We start from the raw sequence: 16,616 nt of genomic DNA, 5'->3' as shown, positions 1-16,616 counted from the left end.
TAATTATTAAAAAATTTTTATTAAAAAATTAAGATTCACTTTATTGGTTAATTTCTTTTCTGTTATTTTTTTTCAAAGTGGTGATAGAAGATCTGACTATGAACAAGTCTTTTATTATTTTTCATTACTCAAGTTTCAAACAAATTCTATCAAAAAAATTTATTTCTGTAATCTTAATTTCAATTCCTAGCGCTGTTATCGCTGACTATTTTAATATTCCTCTTGCTTGGATGTTGGGGCCAATGATTATAACATCTATTGTAGCTCTAGCTGGATTAAAGGTTGTAATGCCTAAAATTGCTTTAAGTTCGATCTTAATTATCCTCGGGCTGCATATTGGAAATTATATTGATCAAAACTTATTTAATCAGATGATTAATTGGATATGGACTTCAATAATAATGTTAATTTATATTATTATATGTATTTTGATTGTTTCAAAATACCTTCAAAAATTTTCAAGTTATGGTGAAAAGGCTTCAATATTTTCTGCAGCACCTGGTGCTTTAGGTCCATTAATGATTTTGGCAGAAAATGAAAAAACTGATTTATCTCAAGTAGCAACATCGCATTTAATAAGATTAATTATAATCATAACGGTTATTCCATTTATTATTGTTAATAATACTGCTTCAGAAACATTACTACTAGATAACTTTGATTACATAGGCCAAAATCATCTAAATCTAATTTTTCTTATTATTGCATCATTATTTTTTATTTATATTTTTGATAAGATTAGGGTTCCAGCAGCTTTATTATCAGGAACGCTATTTGCTAGTGGATTATTACAAATTACAGATATTGCTTCATATAAATTACCTGATGCATCAATTAACTTTTGTCTTTTAATACTTGGTGCTTCTGTCGGATGCAGATTTGCTGAAAAAACTGTTAAAGAAATTGCTAATAATTCATTACATAGTGTAGTTGCAACAACTATATTGGTTCTTCTAGGTTTAGTTGCGGCCTATGTCGCAACATTCTTCGTTGATAAAAATATTTTAACTTTAATTCTATCTTTTAGTCCTGGTGGCATTTATGAAGTAGCTGTAATAGCAATTGCGTTTGATCTAGATCCAGACTTTGTTGCTTTTCATCATATAATAAGATTACTGTTTATACTTTTTACTGTTCCTATATTTTTAAAAATATTAGAAAAACTTAAGAAATAATCTCAGACATTCTTTCAAAGACTTTTTCCGCTGAAAGTTTTGATAATTCTGGTGCTTCTATTGCTTTAAAGTTTTCTCTTTCAATACTAACTTTAAAAGGACTTGTGTGAGATCCAAATAAAGCTACTCCCCTTGATCCTAAGTGAGCTGTTATATGCGCAGGACCAGTATCATTTGCAACTACAAATGAACTATCTTTAATTAATGATGCTAACTGAGATATAGCTAAGGCTTTACCATTATCTAATATACAAAGTGCATTAATATTTGATGCTTCTTTAATCTCATTAGGTCCTGGTGCAATTACTATCTTGTAATTGTTGTCATAATTTTCGTTAATCAAATTGATCAAGTCATTATAATAGGGCCATTTCTTAGAAGTTAAATGAGGAGAACAAAAAGGAAAAAGAACAATATATTTTTCCAATTGATGGTAATTTTTAATTTGAGATATATCTGTTAAACTCCATGAAAAATCAGGGCTCAAAGTGTGTCTCGTATTAATTCCAGAACTTTTTAACTGATGATCAAATTTAGATAGAACTGAATCTTTATCAAAATCTTCTTTTGAAGTTCCTGTGGGTAATGTGGTTTCGGTAGATGACCAAATATCTTTTGTGACTTTGGGAAATAATATTTTTTTATAAAATGACGTTCTGCTTGAGTTTTGTAGATCGTAAACTTTAGAAAATTTGTATTTCTTAATATTTTTCATTAGTGAATATAAATAAATCAGATTATATCTTGGCAGTCTTTTATCTAAAATCACATTAGAAATATGGGGATTTTTTTTAAATAAACCAAAATAGGGTTTGGTAGTCATTACATGAATTTCATCGTCTTTATGATTTTCTGAAATATCTTTTATTGCGCCAGAAATCTGCGCAATATCTCCTAAAGATCCAAGTTTTATGATCAATATTTTTGCCATAATTGTACTAACTTAACATAGTATTATTTAATATGAATAAAATTCTTGTAGAAGTATCTGTGGGTGAATTATTAGACAAGATTTCTATTTTAGAAATAAAAAAAGAAAAAATTAAAGATCCAGAAAAGTTAGAATATATTAGGGACGAGCTTTCTTTATTAAGAGAAGAATTTAAAAATAATATTAAGTCAGACTCAAAAATACACAAACTGTATCAATCTTTAAAGATCATTAACGCAAGACTTTGGACAATTGAAGATGATAAAAGAAAATGTGAAAAAGAGAAAGATTTTACAGAAAATTTTATCAAACTTTCAAGAGATGTTCATATTTTAAATGATGATCGTGCAAAGATTAAACTTGAGATTAATAATCATACCGGTTCAAAGATTAAAGAAATTAAAGAGTACACTAGTTATTAAAAACTTTAGGAAACCAATCCTCTCTCATCATTTCACCTGTTTTTAAATTGATACCATCAAATGGTGGAGATGTGGGCCCACCTCTATCAATAAATCTTACATCATCACCAATAAATCTCATTGAAAAAGCTCTTCTAGATTTTAAAGTTTTATTACCACTCGATCCATGAACGATTTTAAAATTAAATAGCACAGCATCTCCCAAATTCAATTCTGGTATTAATATATCATCTTTGAATTCTACATTATTTGGCAATTGCATAAATATGCTATCTTGCTTGTACCAAGATTGATTATTTGACCATTTTGTTGGTCTAATTAATTTTTTCCATTTATGTGATCCTAAAATTAACTTCAGATTATTTTCTCTATCTACATTATCTAAAGGTATCCAAAAACTACCTGTATCATTTCCATCTACACAATAATATGGCATATCTTGATGCCATGGGGTTTCTTTTGTGGTACCTGGCTCTTTAATAAAGATATGATCGTGAAATATTTGTGATGAATTAGATAATGTAGCTTCAGTAAAAATTTGTGCAGCAGGTGAATTAAAAATACAATCTTTAAATTCCTCTACCCTTTCCCAATTACAATAATCTTCAAAGAATCTTCCTTTATTATCAGTAACATTTTCCCTTCCATGTTTACTGGGTTTTTCTAAAACTTTTTTAAATCCTTTTTTTAATGGTTCTATCCAATTTTTGAAAACATCTTTAACAACAATCACTCCAAATTTTTGGTAATCATCAACTTGTTTTTTTGAAAGATACATATTTAATTTCTATTGAAAACTATACTTCTTTTCTAAATATTTAATTAAATTGTGAATTAAAAAAGTCATAAATAAATAAATTCCCCCAGCAACAATAAAAACTTCAATTGGTTTAAATGTTGTTGAAATGATATATTTAGCTACACCTGTTAGGTCCATTAAAGTTACTGTGCTTGCTAAAGAGGTTCCTTTCATCATTAAAATTATCTCGTTACCATAAGCGGGTAAAGATTGTCTAATTGCTATTGGTATCTGAATTTTATAAAAAATAATTTTGTTTGAAATTCCCAGACTTTTGCCTGCTTCTATTATACCTGGTTTAATTGTTTGAAATGCTGACCTTAATATCTCAGATGTATAAGCACCAGTATTTAAAGCAAAAGCTATGATTGCGCACCAATATGGCTCTTTTAATATTACCCATATAAATGTAGATCTTAGATATTCTATTTGTCCTAAACCAAAATAAATAATAAAAATTTGAACTAAAAGAGGTGTTCCTCTAAAAACATAAGAATATCCATAAGCAAATTTATTAATAAAAATATTATTGTTCATTCTTAAAACAGCAAAAAATAAACCTAGGAACATCCCTGCGATTAAAGATACAGATAAAAGTTTTAATGTAATTACAGTAGCACTTAGCAATTTTGGAAAACTAGTAACCATTAAATCAAAATCCATTAATAACCCCTACTATATTTTACTTCTAATTTATTGATCAGTTTCATGCTTAAATAAGTTAGCGATAAATATAAAACAGCAGCAAATGAGTAAAAGAATAATGGATCTCTAGTAGAACCTGCTGCAATATAAGATTGTCTCATAATCTCAACTAATCCTGTTACTGAGATAAGAGATGTGTCTTTTAAAGTAATTTGCCAAACGTTACTCAAATTTGGAATTGCTAGTCTTAGCATTTGAGGTAAAATTATTTTATAAAACTGAGCAAATTTACTGACACCAAGAACTTTTGCAGCTTCAAACTGACCTTTATCTATTGATTGTATCGCTCCACGAAAAACTTCAGTTGAATAAGCGCCAGAAATGATACCAATTGCTAATGAACCAGTAATAAACGCATTAATTTCAATATATTCATAATAACCAAAAATTGAGGCCACATACATAATTGCTCCACTTCCTCCAAAAAAGAAAAGGTAAATTACTAAAAGTTCAGGAACACCACGAATAACTGTCGTATAAAAATTTCCGATTAAATTTAACGATTTATATTTAGATAATTTTAAGGGTGTAAATATTAATGCAAAGACAAATCCAACTAACATTGCTGAAACAGATACAGCAATAGTCATTAAGGTTGCGTAAAATAATTCATCACCCCAACCTGTTTTGCCAAATGCGAGAAGTTCCATATAGATTGGCGACTATATATTATAGTCGCCAAATCTGAAATTAATTACATAGAAGCATCGAAACCAAAGTGCTTAATAGCAAGTTTGCTAATAATTCCTTTTTTTCTAGCTTTATCAATTGCTTTGTTGAAATCTTTTAGAAGTTTAGCGTCTCTTTTACCAATCGCATCATCACCACCTTGTCTAATTCCAACTCCAACACCATTACCAAATGCTCCACCTGAAAAAGTTGGTCCAACTAATACAACTGGTTTACCTGATTTGTCAGCATAGTCTGTAAATGCAACCGCCGCAGCTAAAGCAACATCACATCTTCCAGATGTTAAATCTAAGTTTACTTCATCTTGTGTTTTGTAAGTTCTAACATTCACTTTACCAACATCACCAGATTCTAAAAAGTTTTGGTGAATTGTTCCTGTTTGAGTACAAACAGTTTTTCCCGCAAGTGCTCCTGTGATAGTTTTCAAAGCTTTTTTTACTGAAGATCCACCTAAAGTTAGGTTTACACCTTCTGGTGTATCCATTCCTTCTAAGCTTGACCCTTTCATAACTGCAAGTGATGCAACTTCATCTGCATAACCTTGTGAAAATGTAATTGTTTTTTGTCTTTCAGCTGTAATTGACATTCCAGCCATAATCGCATCAAACTTTCTCATTAATAAAGCTGGAATCATTCCATCCCAGTCTTGCTCAACGATAGTACACTCAGCTTTCATGATTGCACAAAGTTCTTGAGCTAGCTCAACCTCAAAACCAATAAGATTGCCAGAAGCATCTTTAGAGTTCCATGGAGGATAAGCACCTTCAGTTCCAATCTTTATTTTATCAGCGTAAACATTTCCGATGACTAATAAAGAAGCAAGAACTGTTAAAATAGTTTTTTTGAATATATTCATTATTTTCTCCTTTAAATTGGAGTGATTATTTCACAAATTTAATAATTAAAAAAGAAAAATTAATGATTTATTGATGATGAAAAATTCCAAGAGCAATCAAAACTAGGGATATAAACTCTTGATAATTTAGTGTTTCCAAAGTGATGGTTAAATACATTCAACCAACTATCAACTTGTTTAGGTTTTTTATCCTGGCTTCCAACCTGAGCAGTGATTACCCCTTTAGGTTTTAAAATTCTAATCATTGAGTCCATATTTTTGGCTGCAAGATCAATGCAAAACTGATCATCATTAAGATCTACAAAAATATGATCGTATGTATCATCTTCCACTGACTTTATACTTTCAAAAGCATCACCCCACACACATTTAACAGAATTTTTTTCAGTAGCTTTTTTTCCAATATCTCCAAGATGTTTATTACAAACATCAACAACTTCAGGATCTAATTCATACCAATCTATAAAACTAAAATCTTTTGATATACATTCTCTTGCGACACCACCGTCTCCACCACCAATAATAGCTGCTCTTTCACTTTGTTTATTTAATTCTAATCCTGCACCTACAAAAGTTGAGCTATACAAATGTTCATCAGTGGCGGCTACTTGAATTTCTCCATCAATAAATAAAGATTTTCCAAATTGCTCTAAATCTAAAATTTCAATGTGTTGACCAACTTTTGACTTAAAATCTTCAAGCACATCATTAACAACATATGATTTTTGTAATCCTGGTGAACTATAGATATCATGATAAAGAGATTTAGTGTCCCTATTAAATTCTTTTTTAACTATTCTTGTATGTTCAAATTCTTTTTTTATAATTTCAATTGCAATTGATGGGTTAACCTTGCCACATGTAAAGAAATCAAAACTAATAATTCCTTTTTCTGGAAAAGTATGAAAACTAATATGGCTTTCAGCTAACAAAGCAAGAATTGTAAAACCTTGAGGTTCAAATTTATATTTTGAAATATTTAGAATTGTAACATCTGCAGCTTTTGCAATATCATGAATAACTTTTTCAAATACGGAAGGATCGTACTCTTTAGTTGTGCCAATAATGTCAAGAGTTATATGCTCTCCAACTTTAGTCATTTTTTTATCCTTTTTTATAATTCTTTGCCTTGGATAAAACTTTTTTCATTTCTTTAACTGAAAGAATTTTAGGTATACCCAATTTTAGGCTCGTTATATACTGAAGCGATATATTTTCAACCTCTTCCGCTAACTCAAAAGCTTTTGATAAATTTTCTTCAAATGCAATCTGTCCGTGATTTGCAATTAAACAAGCTTTACGGTCTTTTAAAGCTTTTAAAATATTATTTGACAATTTTCTGGTTCCAAAGGTTGCATATTTTGCACATTTGATATTGTGGCCTCCTGCCATTGCTACCATGTAATGGAAAGGCGGTATGCCTCTCTTGTGAGTAGAAACCGCGGTAGCATTTGTTGAATGTGCATGAACAATTGCTTTTGCTTCTTTTTTGTTAATATAAATATCTTGATGAAACTTCCATTCAGACGATGGAGTGCCTTTTTTTTTATCATAAATTCCATCCAGCGAAACAAAAACAATATCCTTATCTTTTAAAGATGAGTATTTTTTTCCTGATGGAGTTATTAAAAAACCTTCCTTATATCTAAGAGAAATATTACCAGATCTTAATGCTGAAAGTTTTTTTTTATTCAGCATCTTTGAATATTTAATTATTTCAGATTTAAATTTTTTCATTTAAATAATTTTTTTAAACCATCACGAGAAGCTTCACAAATTCCTCTCTCAGTAATTAAGCCAGTTACATATTTTGCAGGTGTTACATCAAATGCTAAATTCATTGCTCTGCTTTTGTTTGGATATATCAAAACTTTTTTAATTTGATTATTTTCATCAATGCCCTCTATGTGGGATAACTCTTCGGAATTTCTCTCTTCAATGGGGATATTTTTTGCATCCTTAATATCCCAATCAATTGTTGAACTTGGTAGCGCAACATAAAAAGGCACATTGTTATCATAAGCAGCTAATGCTTTTAAATAGGTGCCTATTTTATTACAAACATCGCCATTAAATAAAGTTCTATCAGTTCCAACAATACACATATCCACCTCACCTCTTTGCATTAAAATTCCACCTGTGTTATCAGCAATTATGGTATTTGGAATTTCTTCTTCGTTTAATTCATATGAAGTTAAATTTGCACCTTGATTCCTTGGTCTTGTTTCGTCAACCCATATATGAACTGGAATTCCTTTTTTATGAGCATGATATATTGGTGACGTTGCTGTGCCCCAATTAATAGTTGCAAGCCAACCTGCATTACAATGAGTTAAAATATTAACTGTATCTTTTTTTTTGTTATAAATTTCCTCAACTATTTTTAATCCATTAATACCTATATTTTCACAAAATTTTTCATCTTCATCACAAATTTCTTTAGCTTCATTTAAAGTAATATTTAAAAGTTGATCACTATTAATTCCTGATAAATTTTTCATCGTACGATCAACTGCCCATTTTAAATTTATTGCTGTAGGTCTTGATTGAATTAATTCTTCTGCACTTTTTTTTATAAAATCAAGGTCATTATTTTCTTGAATTGCCAAAGCTATTCCATAAGCTGCTGTTGCACCTATTAAAGGAGCCCCTCTTACCTTCATTTCTTTTATTGCATTAATTGAGTCTTTAACTGTTTTGAGTTCTGTAATTTTAAAGTGATGTGGAAGTTTGGTTTGGTCAATTATTTTAACAACATTTTTTTCATACCAAATTGTTTTATATTCTTTACCTGCAATTTTCATTTGTTTAAAACTCTTCCAGCAACTGTTTTAAGTTTATCTATAGTTTTCTGAGTTCTTTTTTCTGGTGCTGTAATAATTGCTACATCTAAACAATTAATAGCTGGATCATTTGGATCAATATAATTTTCAAAATTATTTATTAAATTTTTAATCATATCTTTTGCCTTTTCTGCATTACTCAATAAAACTTTAATCACTTGCTGAACATCAACATTTGTGTGATCAGGGTGCCAGCAATCATAATCTGTAACCATAGAGACTGATGCGTATCTAATTTCTGCTTCTCTTGCTAATTTTGCCTCTGGCATATTAGTCATTCCGATCACATCTGCCTTCCACGACCTATATAAATTAGACTCAGCCAAGGTTGAAAATTGAGGACCTTCCATTACAACGTAAGTGCCATTTTTCTGATAATCTATATTGGATTTTTTTATAGCTTCTTCGCATGCATTCATTAATCCGTTTGAAGTTGGATGGGCCATAGAAACATGAGCAACAATTTCATCATCAAAGAAAGTTTTTATTCTAGAAAATGTTCTATCGATAAATTGATCTACAATTACAAATTTTCCTGGTGGTAAATCCTCTCGCAATGATCCAACTGCAGATACTGAAACAATATCTGTAACACCTAATTGTTTAAGTGCATCTATGTTTGCTCTAAAATTTATATTTGTTGGTGAAACATAATGCCCTCTTCCATGTCTAGGCAAAAAATAAACTTCTTTATTCTTATAAATTGTCTTTAAAATTTGATCAGATGGTTTTCCCCATGGAGTATTTAAATCAAGTAATTCTCTTTCTTTAAATTCTACAATATCATATAAACCACTTCCACCAATTATTGCTAATTTATTTGTTGTCATAGTTAAAAATTTAATTATTTATACTTTTATATTTTACAATTATGAATTTAAAAAATTATATTCGTTCAATTCCTGATTATCCAAAAAAAGGCATATTATTTAGAGATATCACGACTTTAATTAAAGATGAAAATGCTTTTGCTGAAACTATTAATCAAATTGTAGAAAGATCAAAAAAATATAGTTTTACAAAAGTTGCAGCGATAGAATCTAGAGGTTTTGTGTTTGCGTCAGCTGTTTCCTATATACTAAAAAAACCATTCATAATGTTAAGAAAAAAAAATAAATTACCAGCGGATGTTCATTCTATAGATTTCGAATTAGAGTACGGCACAGCAACAATAGAGGTTCACAAAGACTCTATTCATCAAAAAGATACTGTTTTGATTATTGACGATTTAATAGCAACTGGTGGAACAGCTGAAGCTGCAGCTAAACTAATTGAAATATCAGGAGGAAAGGTCGCGGCTTTTGTTTTTGTTATAAATTTATTTGATTTAGGCGGTTCTGAAAATTTAATTAAAAAAAGCTATGAAGTTGAAAATTTAATTAATTTTCCTGGACACTAATTGGTAGCGGGAAGTGGGATCGAACCACTGACCTCAGGCTTATGAGTCCTGCGCTCTAACCAACTGAGCTACCCCGCCATATAATACATGAGTTTTATACTATTTTTAAATTTTAATTCAATATACTATTAATTTATTAAAATTTTTAAAATTTCATATTTTGAGCAAGTATTTAAACAAATATTATTGGATTAGAAAAATATTTGTTAATAATTTTTTTTCAAAATTTGTAAGTCAAAAAGCATTAAACAAAATTGTCTTTAATTCAATTTACAAATCAAATCATTGGAATAAAAACCAAAAATTTGATTCAAATCAATCTTACTCTGGTCCTGGTTCAGCAGCCAATTCAATTCAAACAAATAATTTAATTTTTGAGTTTCAAAAATTTTTTAAAGAAAACAATATTAAAAATATTTTAGATGCCCCTTGTGGTGATTGTGCCTGGATTAAAAAAATTTTTCAAACAGATATTAAATATACTGGAATTGATGTTGTGGAGGATTTAATAAATCAAAATAAAGTTACATTTAATTCAAATTCAAATATTGAATTTTATTGCAAAGATTTAACGGAATATAATAAATTTAATAATTATGATTTTATATTAATGAGGGATTTCTTTATACACTTACCTCTTCCAATGATTAAAAAAATTTTAACAAATTTAAAGAATTCAAATTGTAAGTATTTTGCTTTTAACAATTATGAAAGTGTAAATTTAAATAAAGAAATTTCAACTGGTCAACACAGAAAAATTAATTTATTGAAAGATCCTTTTAACTTAGAATTACCATATTATAAAATTCAAGAGGTAAATAACGAAAATAATCCTGATCAAGATAATTTTATATACATCTACAAAAACTAAAAAAAATTATGTATTTATTATCAATAATTTTATTAGAGAAATTTAAATTTTTAAAATTCAGATATAAATCATTATAACTGAAAAAAAAATAATTAGAAAAGACAACATTGAAAAAAGATAAACTTTCTTTTTGAAATCATTTTTTTTTTCAATTTTTACTCTATTTAATAATATATTTATATTAGTTGTTTTTATGTGATCTGAAAAATATTTGATTTGAGGATTTAAATTTGCGTTTAATGAATATTTATCTTTAATCATTTTTTTCATATCCTATTTAAACAGCTAATATACAAAAAAACAATTCATTTATTCTATAAATTATAAATTTTTAAAATTTGTTAGTTTTAATGGTTTTAGCAAAATTTCTGCTGAATATTTTTTTTTTTCAATTTCAATATATAAGTTCTCTTTTAATAATTCCTCATTGCTTAAATTTGAATTTATATATCCAAAAGATAAATTTTTATTATAATTAAATGAAAAATTACCAGAGGTAGTTACTCCTATTATTCTATCATCTAAATAAATTGGTTCGTCGTGTAAAAGTAAAGGCTCACCAGGGTTGCTATCTTTTAAACATAACATAACAAATCGTTTGTTTAATTTTTTATCTTTGATCTTTAATAAAGTATCTCTTCCTATAAATTTTACATTTTTTTTATAACTAATTGCAAAATTTAAACCTGCCTCATATTGATTTTCATCAGGTGAAATATCGTGCCCCCAATGTAAAAATCCACTTTCCATTCTCATGATATCCATTGTATGCATGCCACAATTTGAGAGATTAAAATTTTTTCCTACCTCTACTATTAACTCATATATTTTTTTTGTATCTTTTAATTTTACATAAAATTCATAACCTAGTTCACCAACATAAGATAATCTTTGAATCCAAATTTTAATTCCTTCAATATAAATAAATTTAGCTGTTGCAAATTTAAAATCATTATTTTCAAAATTGTCATTACTTAAACTTTTAATCAAATCTCTACTTTTGGGACCAAATAGTCCAAAAACACAAAAATCATCAGTGACATCTTTTAATTCAATATCTGAAGAAATGTGTTTTTTTATATGAAATTTATCTCTTTCTCTAGTTGCAGCTGAACTAATTATCCTAAAATAATTTTTATCAAGACAAATAACTGTTAAATCTGTTTCAATTCCACCATCACTATTTAGCATTTGTGTATATGTACATTTTCCAATTTCATTTTTAATATTTGCTGTACAAATTTTTTGTAATTCTTCATGAGCATTTTCTGAAAATATCTCAAACTTAGAAAAAGGTGTTAAGTCAAATAGACCAACATTCTTTATTGTATTTTTACTTTCATATTCTGCTGATGGATACCAATTTTGATAATTATAACTGTATTCATATTCAGCTTTTTTTCCATTTAAAGCAAACCACATTGGTCTTTCATATCCACCTGAAACACCGAAACATGCGCCAAATCTTTTTAGATTTTCATGATGTGGTAATGTTTTAATATTTCTAGAAGTTTTATGTTGTTTGAAGGGCCAATGCACTCCATATAAATCACCTAAACTTTCTGTAATTCTCTCTTTAATAAAACCAAGTTCTGAATGAAAGTTTTGAAATCTTTTTATATCATAACTAAAAATATCCTCATTGATATGACCTGTCATTAACCATTCAGCTGTAACTTTACCAATTCCACCACCGCTTCCAATTCCAATACTATTTAATCCGCAACTTACAAAAAAATTTTTAATTTCTGGGACTTCTCCTAGTAATGTGTTTGTATCAGGTGTAAATGATTCTGGACCAGAAAAAAACTTTCTAATTCCAGTAGTTTCTAAAACTGGAAATCTTTTTATTGCAGTATTTAAATATGGTTCAAAATGTTCAAAATTTTCTTGAAATTCTCCAAAAGAAAAATCCTCTGGCACTTTATTTGTTTTATCAAATGCTGGTATGGAATTAGCTTCAAAAATACCAACTAATAATTTACCTGCATCTTCTTTAATATAGGTGCGATTATCAAAATCTCTAATTGTAGGTAAGGTTTTTGATAGATTTTCTATAGGTTCAGTAATTATATAAAAGTGTTCCGCAGGATATAATGGAATACTCACTCCTGCTTTTTCACCAATTTGTCTTGACCACATTCCAGAAGCAAGAACTATATATTCACACTCAATTATTTGACCTTTAACTTTTACACCCTCAATTCTTCCATTCTTGGTTAAAATTTCATCAACAGGTGATTGTTCAAAAATTTGAGCGCCTTCTCTTTTTGCAGCTTTTGCTAACATATAAGTAACACCTGATGGATCTGCTGCACCATCTCCAGGCATAAAGATTCCTCCTAGAATATCTTCAGTGTTAATAATTGGATAATCTTTTTTAATTTGATCTTTTTCTAAAATTCTTACATCAACATCATAAAGCTGTGCATTTGTTGCTTGTCTCTGAAGTTCTTGCCATCTTCCTTGATTTTGTGCAATAGAAAGTGCTCCGTTTAATCTTAGTCCAGCTGAATGCTCGACTTTTTTTTCTAATTCTTTATATAAATCTAAAGAATATTTTCTTATTTTAGTTACTGCTGCAGAGGGTCCTAATTGGCTAACCAGTCCAGCAGCATGCCATGTTGTTCCTGATGTTAATTGATCTCTTTCTAAAACGATTGTTTCTTTCCATCCAAACTTTGCCAAATGATAGGCAACAGAACAGCCGATTACCCCTCCTCCAATTACAACTACTTTTGTTTTGTTTGGAATTTTTTTATTCATTAAAATGTTATTTATTTAAATTATTAAATGATATTAGGTTACATAAATTAATCTTAAAATTCAATTTCCATTACTATTTTGGTAAAAATAAAATTATATTTTTTTTGAAAAAATAGCTTTAACCTGCTCATTTAAATCAGGTTCAGATTTTTTTTGAATATTTTGAGGATCTATTATATTTATTTTTGGCTCAATTTTATTTTCAAAAACATTAGTCAATACATTAGAGTCATTAATAACCTCATTAACTGAGTTAATTTTTGAAATTAGATTACTTCTTTGATTTTCATATCTTTCTATTTCGCTCTTTAAAATTTCAAATTTCTTTTTAGTTTCTACTAATTCACTTCCAAGTCTTAAATTTTCTTCTTGATAAAAGTCAACTTTTGTATTTGAATTGTGTCCTATTACATCATTTTTATTTTCTTTCAAATTTGTTTGAAATTTACTAAAATTATTGATTATCTCATTATTAATATAATCAACTTCTTTTTGTAATTTAGAATTTAAATTAAAGCTTCGTTCAATTATTAATTGTTGGCTATCTATTTTTTGTTCTAATGACTCAAATTTAGATAAAAGTCTGCTTGTTTGGTTCGATCGTTTAACAATTAATCTATAAATCTTAACTAAAAAATTATTTTTTAATTTTTTAAGATTATTTAAAAAGAAATTTTGAAAAATATCTAAGTATTTATTCATAACTAATCCAACTATATCTTGTTCACATACAAAATATTCAGATTTATTTAAAAATTTATTCTTAAAGTTGTTAATTTCCTGCTTTAAATTATCAGATTTTAGACTTGGTTTAATAATATTATTATTATTATTTTTCATAATACAACTTACAGTTTTATTAAAAACGAATTATTTTGTCTACGTTAAATAATCGAGTAATAGAATCAATTTTTGAGTTCTTAAATTTTTTTTAGAAATTTATTCATAAAATTTTCAAATCACTAAATTGATTTATAAGCCTTTCCATAATAGTTTTGATAATAATTATAATAACCATAACTACCTTTAGAGGTATCAACATCATTTAAAATAATTCCATCAATTTTTGCACCAACACTTTTAACTTTCTTAATTGAAGACAATAACGAACCTGTGGTTGTTTCATCTGCTCTAATTATAAAAAAATTTTTATCTACTGCTTGTGCAAGTATCAATGTGTCAGAAACTGGTTGAACTGGAGGAGAGTCAATAATTACATAATCGTATTCAATTTTTAATGTATCAAAAAATTTTTTCAATTGGTCTTTGCTTACAACATCTGACATGTCTATCTTTGTCTCTCCAGATGTAATAATATTTAATTTTGTTCCAGGTATTTCGTGTACGACATCACTTAATTCAGAATTACCAGATATAATCTCACCTAATCCATTTTTTTTTGTACTAATACCAATAAATCTATTTAGTACTGTTGGCCGTCTTAGATCACCCTCTATGAATAAAACTTTATTTGATTTTTCAAGCGATAAAGCAAGATTAAATGCAAATGTGGTTTTTCCCTCAGAGGGATTGGAAGAGGTAATAAGAAAGCTACTATTTTTATCAAACTTTGATTCAATAATTGTTCGAGATGATCTAATTGACTCTGAAAAATGAGATTCGTTGTCAGAACTAAACATTTGTATTATATCCGAACTATTTTTAGACTTATATACACGAGGCAAAACCCCTAATTGTAAAATTTCCAGTGACTCAATAGCATCTGTATTTCTTAAAGCAGATGAATTTATTTCTTTAATAAATAATAAAGAAAACACTCCAATGGCTGAGACAATAAAAGCTATTATAGAATTTTTTTTGGGGTTTGGATAAAAATGACTACCTGGTAAGTTGGGGCTTTCAAGAATTTTTAATTTTGATACTTGAAGATTTTGAACCTCATTTGTCTCTTTTACTCTTTGTAAAAAAGATTTGTATAAATTTTTACTACTTTCAAGTTCTCTTGTAAATTTTAACATCCCTGACTCTTTTTCTTCAATGTCTCTAAGCTCACTTGTTACTTTTTCCATTTCTTTTTCAGAAAGTTTTATAAAACTGTTAAGATTGCTAAGCTCAAATGCTTTTAGTTCTATATTCTTATTTAAAATATTTTTTAATTGTTTTTTAAGATTTTTTTTTTTATCTATTGCTTGAATTATTTTTGGATGTTGATCAGTATAAATTAATGAAAGAGATTGAATATTACTCTCATTAGAACTTAAGAGATCTTTAATATTTGAAATATCTTTTCTTGAGTTTAAATCTTTTATAGCAAGTAATGCATCAATATCTCCTTCAGCTACTTTAATAGATAACAAATCATTTTGTTGTTTTTGGTATTTCTGTTTAGCTTCAATAATTCTTCTAGAAATTGACTGTATTTCATTAATTTTTAGTTGTTTTACATTTCCTGTATCTATTAATTTATTTTCTTTTTTATATTGTGATAGTTTTTTTTGCGCTATATCCATTTCTTGCACTAAAATTTTTAATCGATCAGATATTTTTTCATTTGCATAATTTGTAATCTGAATTTTACTATCTATTTCATATCTTTGATAAGAATTTATAATTCTCTCCAGAGCTAATCTAGCTACTCTTGGATTTGTAGAAACAAAAGATAAAACCAAAATATCGCTATTTTTTATATTTGAAATTGAAATACTGCTTGATAAGATGCCTTTTAAAGATTGAATGTTAAAAGTTTTTTTTTTATTCAATAATTTTTGGACAAAATTTTGATCGTTTTCAGCGAAAAATAATTCAAATTTTTTAGAATTTTCTTTATCCTGTATAATATATTCTAAAACCTGATCACTTTTAAATATAGCTATCTGATTATTAATTCTATTACTTCTATTAAAACTAGCATACTCTTGAATATTAACTACGTTTCGATCATCTTGCTCAATTACAATTTTAGCTGTGCTTCTGTATCTTTTATCTAAGTTTAATGAAAATAGATAAACAATCGTAGCAATTAAAGAAGTAATGATGATTAAATGAATTAAATATTTTCTAAATATGGATAATAAAAACTTAGGTTCTAAATTAATAAAATCTAATGTTTTATCAATTTTTTCATTTATCATTAATATAATATCTATTTCTTTTTACAGAAATTTCAATAAATACAGTTACTTACTGATTATAATACAA

The 16,616-nt window shown here is 27.7% G+C and carries 17 protein-coding genes and 1 tRNA gene; 4 read left to right on the top strand and 14 right to left on the bottom strand.

Annotated elements, in window-relative coordinates; translation table 11 throughout:
- Positions 1-98 precede the first annotated feature (98 nt).
- The gene (locus tag PB7211_RS03830) at positions 99-1,175 is read left to right on the top strand and encodes an AbrB family transcriptional regulator (RefSeq protein ID WP_008544782.1); all 1,077 of its coding nucleotides are present in this window, start codon (positions 99-101) and stop codon (positions 1,173-1,175) included.
- Here PB7211_RS03830 and PB7211_RS03825 read toward each other — a convergent pair.
- On the bottom strand, positions 1,165-2,106 hold the full coding sequence (locus tag PB7211_RS03825) for a glycosyltransferase family 9 protein (protein ID WP_008546017.1): 942 nt from the start codon (positions 2,104-2,106) through the stop codon (positions 1,165-1,167). The genes PB7211_RS03830 and PB7211_RS03825 overlap by 11 nt on opposite strands.
- A 32-nt stretch (positions 2,107-2,138) precedes the next feature.
- Between PB7211_RS03825 and PB7211_RS03820 the strand changes: the two genes are divergently transcribed.
- A complete protein-coding gene (locus tag PB7211_RS03820) occupies positions 2,139-2,528 on the top strand; it encodes a DUF6165 family protein (RefSeq protein ID WP_008545440.1) in 390 nt (129 codons plus the stop codon).
- On the opposite strand, the gene PB7211_RS03815 is transcribed toward PB7211_RS03820, so the two are convergent.
- The 8 genes from PB7211_RS03815 to PB7211_RS03780 are packed head-to-tail and all read right to left on the bottom strand — an operon-like array spanning position 2,518 to position 9,251.
- On the bottom strand, positions 2,518-3,306 hold the full coding sequence (locus PB7211_RS03815; protein ID WP_008544197.1) for a phytanoyl-CoA dioxygenase family protein: 789 nt from the start codon (positions 3,304-3,306) through the stop codon (positions 2,518-2,520). The two genes, PB7211_RS03820 and PB7211_RS03815, sit on opposite strands and share 11 nt — an antisense overlap.
- Before the next feature lie 9 nt (positions 3,307-3,315).
- Positions 3,316-3,990 carry an ABC transporter permease gene (locus tag PB7211_RS03810; protein ID WP_008545224.1) on the bottom strand — a complete coding sequence of 225 codons (675 nt, stop codon included), beginning with the start codon at positions 3,988-3,990 and terminating at the stop codon, positions 3,316-3,318.
- Entirely contained in the window at positions 3,990-4,682 is a 693-nt protein-coding gene (locus PB7211_RS03805; RefSeq protein ID WP_008544056.1) for an ABC transporter permease, read from the bottom strand. The genes PB7211_RS03810 and PB7211_RS03805 overlap by 1 nt, the downstream gene beginning before the upstream one ends.
- 44 nt (positions 4,683-4,726) lie before the next feature.
- Positions 4,727-5,578, bottom strand: a complete 852-nt coding sequence (locus PB7211_RS03800; protein WP_008544944.1) for a transporter substrate-binding domain-containing protein — start codon at positions 5,576-5,578, stop codon at positions 4,727-4,729.
- A 59-nt stretch (positions 5,579-5,637) separates the two neighbouring features.
- Positions 5,638-6,678, bottom strand: a complete 1,041-nt coding sequence (speD, locus tag PB7211_RS03795; protein WP_008544956.1) for an adenosylmethionine decarboxylase — start codon at positions 6,676-6,678, stop codon at positions 5,638-5,640.
- A 4-nt stretch (positions 6,679-6,682) separates the two neighbouring features.
- Positions 6,683-7,315, bottom strand: coding sequence for a class II aldolase/adducin family protein (locus PB7211_RS03790; RefSeq protein ID WP_008545483.1), 633 nt, complete (start codon positions 7,313-7,315; stop codon positions 6,683-6,685).
- Entirely contained in the window at positions 7,312-8,382 is a 1,071-nt protein-coding gene (mtnA, locus tag PB7211_RS03785; RefSeq protein ID WP_008544556.1) for an S-methyl-5-thioribose-1-phosphate isomerase, read from the bottom strand. The genes PB7211_RS03790 and mtnA overlap by 4 nt, the downstream gene beginning before the upstream one ends.
- A complete protein-coding gene (locus PB7211_RS03780; RefSeq protein WP_008545804.1) occupies positions 8,379-9,251 on the bottom strand; it encodes an S-methyl-5'-thioadenosine phosphorylase in 873 nt (290 codons plus the stop codon). The genes mtnA and PB7211_RS03780 overlap by 4 nt, the downstream gene beginning before the upstream one ends.
- Positions 9,252-9,292: 41 nt before the next feature.
- On the opposite strand from PB7211_RS03780, the gene PB7211_RS03775 reads away from it, so the two are divergent.
- Positions 9,293-9,820 carry an adenine phosphoribosyltransferase gene (locus PB7211_RS03775; RefSeq protein WP_008544537.1) on the top strand — a complete coding sequence of 176 codons (528 nt, stop codon included), beginning with the start codon at positions 9,293-9,295 and terminating at the stop codon, positions 9,818-9,820.
- Between the two features lies 1 nt (position 9,821).
- Here PB7211_RS03775 and PB7211_RS03770 read toward each other — a convergent pair.
- A tRNA-Met gene (locus PB7211_RS03770) sits at positions 9,822-9,898 on the bottom strand.
- 82 nt (positions 9,899-9,980) lie between these two features.
- Between PB7211_RS03770 and PB7211_RS03765 the strand changes: the two genes are divergently transcribed.
- Positions 9,981-10,691, top strand: a complete 711-nt coding sequence (locus PB7211_RS03765; RefSeq protein ID WP_008545662.1) for a class I SAM-dependent methyltransferase — start codon at positions 9,981-9,983, stop codon at positions 10,689-10,691.
- 57 nt (positions 10,692-10,748) lie between these two features.
- On the opposite strand, the gene PB7211_RS03760 is transcribed toward PB7211_RS03765, so the two are convergent.
- From PB7211_RS03760 to PB7211_RS03745, 4 genes are all read right to left on the bottom strand, one after another.
- Complete coding sequence (locus PB7211_RS03760) at positions 10,749-10,961, bottom strand: hypothetical protein (RefSeq protein ID WP_008544423.1); 213 nt, start codon at positions 10,959-10,961, stop codon at positions 10,749-10,751.
- Between the two features lie 51 nt (positions 10,962-11,012).
- Positions 11,013-13,457 carry a GcvT family protein gene (locus tag PB7211_RS03755; RefSeq protein ID WP_008545370.1) on the bottom strand — a complete coding sequence of 815 codons (2,445 nt, stop codon included), beginning with the start codon at positions 13,455-13,457 and terminating at the stop codon, positions 11,013-11,015.
- Between the two features lie 93 nt (positions 13,458-13,550).
- Positions 13,551-14,297, bottom strand: a complete 747-nt coding sequence (locus PB7211_RS03750) for a hypothetical protein (protein WP_008544699.1) — start codon at positions 14,295-14,297, stop codon at positions 13,551-13,553.
- Between the two features lie 122 nt (positions 14,298-14,419).
- Positions 14,420-16,549 carry a GumC family protein gene (locus PB7211_RS03745; RefSeq protein WP_008545235.1) on the bottom strand — a complete coding sequence of 710 codons (2,130 nt, stop codon included), beginning with the start codon at positions 16,547-16,549 and terminating at the stop codon, positions 14,420-14,422.
- Positions 16,550-16,616: the final 67 nt, after the last annotated feature.

It is taken from the genome of Candidatus Pelagibacter sp. HTCC7211 (assembly GCF_000155895.1).
GTDB lineage: Bacteria > Pseudomonadota > Alphaproteobacteria > Pelagibacterales > Pelagibacteraceae > Pelagibacter.
This window is presented reverse-complemented; position numbering and strand designations above follow the sequence as displayed.